Origin of the sequence: Pseudomonas syringae pv. tagetis (assembly GCF_022557255.1) — a bacterium.
GTDB lineage: Bacteria > Pseudomonadota > Gammaproteobacteria > Pseudomonadales > Pseudomonadaceae > Aquipseudomonas > Aquipseudomonas caricapapayae.
On sequence record NZ_CP092923.1, the window covers coordinates 688,198 to 695,000 of the forward strand.

6 protein-coding genes (1 of these 6 running past the window's edge) are annotated in these 6,803 nt (G+C 58.7%); 2 read left to right on the forward strand and 4 right to left on the reverse strand.

From position 1 onward, the window contains the following. Positions 1–54 precede the first annotated feature (54 nt). The 4 genes from MME58_RS03015 to MME58_RS03030 all read right to left on the reverse strand — a co-directional run bounded on the left by MME58_RS03015 (position 55) and on the right by MME58_RS03030 (position 3,943). A complete protein-coding gene (locus MME58_RS03015) occupies positions 55–648 on the reverse strand; it encodes an IMPACT family protein (RefSeq protein ID WP_055006981.1) in 594 nt (197 codons plus the stop codon). 32 nt (positions 649–680) lie between these two features. After that, entirely contained in the window at positions 681–1,343 is a 663-nt protein-coding gene (locus tag MME58_RS03020) for a TetR/AcrR family transcriptional regulator (protein ID WP_054984051.1), read from the reverse strand. Positions 1,344–1,438: 95 nt separating this feature from the next. Beyond that, positions 1,439–2,836: a uracil-xanthine permease family protein gene (locus MME58_RS03025; RefSeq protein WP_055006980.1), complete on the reverse strand. Its 1,398-nt coding sequence runs from the start codon at positions 2,834–2,836 to the stop codon at positions 1,439–1,441. A gap of 186 nt (positions 2,837–3,022) precedes the next feature. Then, positions 3,023–3,943: a LysR family transcriptional regulator gene (locus tag MME58_RS03030; protein WP_054984053.1), complete on the reverse strand. Its 921-nt coding sequence runs from the start codon at positions 3,941–3,943 to the stop codon at positions 3,023–3,025. A 111-nt stretch (positions 3,944–4,054) separates the two neighbouring features. On the opposite strand from MME58_RS03030, the gene aptA reads away from it, so the two are divergent. Then, entirely contained in the window at positions 4,055–5,401 is a 1,347-nt protein-coding gene (gene aptA / locus MME58_RS03035) for an omega-aminotransferase AptA (protein WP_055006979.1), read from the forward strand. 90 nt (positions 5,402–5,491) lie between these two features. Next, positions 5,492–6,803 carry the 5' portion of a CoA-acylating methylmalonate-semialdehyde dehydrogenase gene (locus tag MME58_RS03040; RefSeq protein ID WP_055006978.1) on the forward strand. The gene runs 182 nt beyond the window's last position, so the window shows 1,312 of its 1,494 coding nt (coding positions 1–1,312); it begins with the start codon at positions 5,492–5,494; its stop codon lies beyond the right edge, outside the window.

Below are 6,803 nucleotides of genomic sequence, written 5' to 3' on the forward strand. Positions count from 1 at the left end.
CAGCTTATCCACAGCCGGATGCACAGTAGATGTGGGCAATTGCGGTCGTGGTGCCTACTCTGTTGTCGTCTTGTGCAAAAGGATTCTGCCGCGACTCAGATCAGCCAGTTGGCGTTGCAGGGTATCGGCGTGCTCCGGGCCTATGGCAATTGCCATCTGCACGCCGTTGGCAGTGAAGTTCTCACTTTCCAGCAGGCCGCTCACTTCCGTCAGACGTAACTTGACCAGTGCCAGCTCACTGAAGCTGCATTCAAGGTGGAACGAAGAGCGCTGAATCAGCGGCAGGCGCTCGGCCTGCTGCAAGCATTTGTTGGCACCGCCGCCATACGCACGGGCCAGGCCACCAGTCCCCAACTGAATGCCGCCATACCAGCGGATTACCAGCACGACGACCTGATCGAACTCCTGGGCCTCGATAGCTGCCAGGATCGGCCTGCCTGCGGTACCGCCCGGTTCTCCGTCATCGTTGCTGCGATATTGACCACCCAGCTTCCAGGCCCAGCAATTGTGAGTGGCGTTCAGGTCGCTGTGCTGCTCGATGAACGCCTGGGCGTCGGCCGGGCTGGCGATCGGAGCGGCCAGGGTGATGAAGCGGCTCTTGCGGATTTCTTCACGAAATTCGCAAGGGCCGACAAGGGTAAAAGGCATGCGTGTGTCCAGCTGACGTCAAGGTGCGGATTCTACAAGGCTGGCGGTGTCAGCCCACAACCTTTGAGAATGATCCGGATCAGATTGTCGCTGGCTTGGTCCATGTCCTGGCGTGTCAGTCGGGTGCGGCCCGTTACACGACAGATCTGCGAGGCAAAATCGGCATAGTGCTGGGTGCTGCCCCACAGCAGGAAGATCAGGTGCACCGGGTCGACCGGGTCCATCTTGCCGGCATCGATCCAGGCTTGAAAAACGGCGGCACGGCCTTGAAACCAGAGGCGGTAATCCTGGCTGAAATACTCGCTCATGCATTCGCCACCGCTGATGATTTCCATGGCGAATATTCGCGAAGCCTGTGGCTGGCGGCGCGAAAATTCCATCTTGGCGCGAATGTAGCGGGCCAGTGCCTCTGCCGGATCATCGTCGACGCTGAGGTGGTTGAAGGTGCTGTCCCACAAATCAATGATGTTGCTCAGCACTGCGACGTACAGGCCAAGCTTGTTGGTGAAGTAGTAATGCAGATTGGCTTTTGGCAGCCCCGCTTTCAGCGCGATGGTGTTCATGCTGGTGCCTTTGAAGCCGTGGCGGGCAAATTCATCTTCGGCTGCCTGGATGATCGTTTCTTCGTTTTTCTGACGAATACGGCTTGCAGGCTTGGTGATGTGAGCGCTGTGTGCTGGGACTTCAAGGGTCATGGGCAATTCCGGACAGGTCGTAGGGCGCGACGGATGAACAGATAGCGCACCGGCGAACATCTCGCAAGCGCCGGTGCGGGCGCGACTATAGAAAACTATCGTGATTGCTCGATGGGGTCGGGTTCCCCTATGGCGTCATGCGGGGCCGCGGCGACTTTGCCTTCCGGAATCAGCAGGCACATGACGATGGCCGTAATGCCGCCGCTGGTGATGGCCGAGTCGAACAGGTTCTGCACCAGCCTGGGCATTTGATGCAGCAGTGCAGGCTGCGCCGCGATACCCAGCCCGACACCCAGTGACGTGGCGATGATCAGCATGCTGCGCCGGTCCAGTGGCGACTGGGCGAGAATGCGCACGCCGGCTGCCGCGACGCTGCCGAACATTACCAGCGTCGCGCCGCCGAGCACCGGTTTGGGGATTTGCTGGACGATGGCACCGATATGCGGGAACAGCCCGAGGATAAACAGCACCGCGCCGATGTACAGCCCGACGTAGCGACTGGCAACGCCAGTCAACTGAATCACGCCGTTGTTTTGCGCAAAAGTGGTGTTGGGGAAGGCACTGAACGTCGCGGCAATCATGCAGCTCACACCGTCGCCAAGTACGCCGCCCTTCAGCCGCGTCACGTAGCTCGGCCCGCTGATCGGCTGGCGCGCCAGCATGCAATTGGCCGTGAGGTCGCCGACCGTTTCGATGCTGCTGATCAGGTAAATCAGCGCGACAGGCAGGAAAGCGGTCCAGTCGAAATTGAAACCGAACCGGAACGGCACCGGTATGCTGATCAGGGGCAGGTCGTGAATGGATTGCGGCACCAGCTTGCCGCTGAACCAGGCGGCCAGGCTGCCGACCGCCAGACCGATGATGATCGCGGACAAGCGCACCCAGGGTGTGTCCGAACGGTTAAGGGCGATGATTACGGCCAGAACGAATGCGCCCAGCGCCAGATTCAACGGTGCGCCGAAGTCAGGTGCGTTGAGGCCGCCGCCCAGATCAGTCACGCCTACCTTGATCAGACTTATACCGATCAGCGTAATGACTATACCGGTCACCAGCGGAGTGATGACACGTCGCAACTGGCCGATGCAGCGACTGAGCGCGATTTGCACCAGTGCACCGAAAAAGCACACGCCGAAGATCATCGCCATGATGTCCTCCGGACTGCCGCCGCGCTGCTTGACCAGAAAGCCTGCGGACAACACCGCGCCCAGGAATGCGAAGCTGGTGCCTTGCAGGCAGATCATTCCCGCGCCGATACCAAACGGGCGGCGCGCCTGAATGAACGTGCCGGTGCCCGATACCATCAAGGCCATGCTGATCAGGTAGGGAAGGTATTGGGTAAGGCCAAGTGTCGATCCGATGATCAATGGTGGAGTGATGATCCCGACAAAACTGGCGAGGACATGCTGAAACGCTGCCAATAGTGCAGTTAAGGGTTTAGGGCGATCATTCAGACCGTAGATCAGGTCATCGTTGTCGAGTGGTTCAGGCTGCATGGCGAGGTCTCGGACGGGGAACTGCCATGTGCTGGCGTGTCGTTGGTCGGGATCACTGCAAAAAGCTGTCCATCTGCTCAGGTTATTTTTATTTGAGTCCTGCTATTTCAATGATTATCAGTCTGATAGCGTTTTCTACTCAGTCTTCAGGGCTGCTGGAGCGGACTGGCAGCGGGCAGGGATGTGTCATCGGGTAGCAGCAAGTGTTTCCAAAAAGCTTTCCAGCACCAAATGAGGGCGTCGGCCTTTGCGCGTCACGGTCACCAGATCGAGATCGTAAAACTTCGAGTCCGGTTTCAGTGCGCGCAACCTGCCTTCCTTCACCCAGGCATTGGCGTAATGATCGGGCAGATAACCAATGTAGCGCCCCGTCAGAATAAGGAAAGCAATGCCTTCCCGGTCTGACGCGCTGGCGGTGCAGGTCAGTGCCTGATAGTGGTCCTGAATATCTTTCGGCAGGCGAAACGTCGGGGCGATAGCCTCCTGCTGTGCGAGGCGTTGGTTATCCAGCGCTGAATTGTCTGCGTAAAAGAGCGGGTGGCCCACCGCGCAGTACAGCAGCGAACGTTCGCTGTACAGAGGATGATATTCAAGGCCCGGCAAGGCGCTGGCCTGTGGCACCACACCGACATGCAGGCCGCCATCCAGCACGCCCCGTTCGACTTCGGCCGGGGCAATCATGCGGATATTGATATGCACGCCCGGCCCGCGCTCTTTCAGCCGGGCAAGCGCATGGGTGATGCGCATATGGGGGAGGGTGACCAGGTTGTCGGTCAGGCCGATGTTCAGTTCGCCGCGCAGGTTCTGATGCAGGCCGTTGACTTCTGTCCTGAAGCTTTCCAGTGCGCTGAGCAATTGCAACGACGATTGGTAGACCTCACGCCCTTCGTCAGTCAGTGAAAAGCCGGCTCGCCCTCGCTGACAGAGGCGCAAGCCGAGACGCTGCTCGAGATCGCTCATTTGCTGGCTGATCGCCGACCGGCCAATGCCGAGCACGCTTTCGGCGGCAGAAAAGCCACCTGCCTCGACGACACATTTGAAAATGCGCAGCAAGCGGATATCAAAATCGCTCACCTGCGACACCGGATCGGAACGACGGACACTCATTGTTTAGTGGTCACCAAACCAAAGATCATGAAAATCGGGTTTTATGAACTTTAGCCGCGTGACACCTTGGCTGCAATGACCATTCGTTTTGCGCCTGAGAGGCCAGCTCCCATGAATATGTTCGAAGCGTCCGATGTACCTGTAGCCAGCCAGTTGAAGCTTGATGCCCACTGGATGCCTTACACCGCGAATCGAAATTTCCAGCGTGACCCGCGGATGATCGTGGCTGCGCATGGCAGCTACCTGACAGACGACAAGGGTCGCAAGATCTACGATGGGCTTTCCGGTCTATGGACATGCGGGGCCGGGCACACCCGCAAGGAAATTCGGGACGCCGTTTCACGGCAGCTCGGTGTGCTGGATTACTCGCCGGGCTTTCAGTTCGGGCATCCTCTTTCGTTCCAACTGGCAGAAAAGATTACCGAACTGACCCCCGGCCATCTCAATCACGTGTTCTATACCAACTCCGGGTCTGAGTGCGCGGATACAGCGGTGAAGATGGTGCGGGCCTACTGGCGGCTGAAAGGGCAGGCGACCAAGACCAAGATGATCGGGCGCGCGCGTGGGTACCACGGCGTCAACGTGGCGGGCACCAGCCTGGGCGGAGTGAATGGCAACCGCAAGATGTTCGGCCAGTTGATGGATGTCGACCACCTGCCGCACACCCTGCTGGCCAGCAACGCGTATTCGAAAGGTATGCCCGAAGCAGGCGGTATCGCGCTGGCTGACGAGATGCTCAAGTTGATCGAGCTGCACGATGCGTCGAACATTGCAGCGGTAATCGTCGAACCCATGGCGGGCTCTGCCGGTGTGATCGTTCCGCCGCAGGGCTACCTTAAGCGGCTGCGCGAGATTTGCGATCAGCACAACATTTTGCTGATCTTCGACGAAGTCATTACCGGCTTCGGACGTACAGGCTCGATGTTTGGTGCGGACAGTTTCGGCGTAACGCCTGACCTGATGTGCATCGCCAAACAGATCACCAATGGTGCGATCCCAATGGGCGCGGTAATCGCCAGCAGCGAGATCTATCAAACCTTCATGAACCAGCCTACGCCTGAATACGCCGTCGAATTCCCTCACGGCTATACCTATTCGGCGCACCCGGTGGCCTGTGCGGCCGGTCTGGCGGCGCTGGAGTTATTGCAGCGTGAGAATCTGGTGCAGCAGGCAGCAGAAATCGCCCCGCATTTTGAATGCGCGTTGCATGGTATCAAGGGCGTAAAAAACGTGGTGGATATCCGTAATTACGGTCTGGCAGGTGCTATCCAGATTGCGCCCCGTGACGGGGATGCCATCGTGCGGCCTTTCGAGGCGGGCATGAAGTTGTGGAAAGCCGGGTTCTATGTGCGCTTCGGTGGTGACACGTTGCAGTTCGGCCCGACCTTCAACAGTCAGGCACAGGATCTGGATCGGTTGTTCGATGCGGTTGGCGAAACACTGGGCCTGATCGACTGACCGCGCCGGCAGGTTCTCTTCTTATATACATGCCTTTATCGCATCGGGTGTGAGCTGACTCACGCCCGCTGCCTTTACCCGGAGTTTTCCATGAGCAGCATTCAACACCTGATCCACGGCGAGTTCGTTTCTGAAGAGGGGCGTAGCGCAGATGTGTTCAACCCATCGACCGGACAGGTTATTCACACGGTGTCGCTGGCCAGTCGCGAAACAGTCCAGAGGGCTATCGACTCGGCCAGGACTGCGTTTCCGGCATGGCGCAGCACGCCGCCGGCCAAACGCGCTCAGGTGATGTTCCGTTTCAAGCAATTGCTCGAGCAGAACGAGGCGCGCATTGCCCAATTGATCAGTGAAGAACACGGCAAGACCCTGGAGGACGCGGCGGGCGAGTTGAAGCGCGGTATCGAAAATGTGGAATACGCCTGTGCTGCGCCCGAAGTGCTCAAGGGTGAATACAGCCGCAACGTCGGGCCGAACATTGACGCATGGTCCGACTTCCAGCCGCTGGGTATCGTTGCCGGTATCACCCCGTTCAACTTTCCGGCCATGGTGCCGTTGTGGATGTATCCGCTGGCTATTGCGTGCGGCAACTGCTTTATCCTCAAACCCTCCGAGCGTGATCCAAGTTCTACGCTGTTGATTGCTGAGCTGCTGCATGAAGCCGGGCTGCCTAAGGGTGTGCTCAACGTGGTTCACGGTGACAAGGTCGCGGTCGATGCGCTGATCGACGCGCCGGAGGTCAAGGCGCTGAGCTTTGTCGGCTCGACCCCGATCGCCGACTACATCTACAAAGAGGGCGCTGCGCGGGGCAAGCGCGTTCAGGCGCTTGGCGGGGCGAAGAATCATGCGGTGCTGATGCCTGATGCCGACCTGGACAACGCCGTGAGTGCTCTGATGGGCGCAGCCTATGGATCCTGCGGTGAGCGTTGCATGGCTATTTCGGTGGCGGTGTGTGTCGGGGATCAGATCGCCGATGCATTGGTGGCCAAGCTGGTTCCGCAAATCCAGAGCCTGAAGATCGGTGCGGGCACGACCTGTGGCCTGGATATGGGGCCACTGGTCACAGGGCAGCATCGCGACAAGGTCGGCGGCTATATAGAGGACGGTGTGCAGGCAGGCGCGACCCTGGTGGTGGACGGTCGCAATCTTCAGGTTGCCGGGCACGAACAGGGCTTCTTCATGGGTGGTTGCCTGTTTGATCGCGTGACGCCACAGATGCGTATCTATAAAGAAGAGATTTTCGGGCCGGTGCTGTGCATCGTACGCGTCGACAGCCTCGAGCATGCCATGCAATTGATCAACGATCACGAATACGGCAATGGCACCTGCATCTTTACCCGTGATGGCGAAGCCGCGCGATTGTTCTGTGATGAAATTGAAGTGGGAATGGTTGGGGTAAATG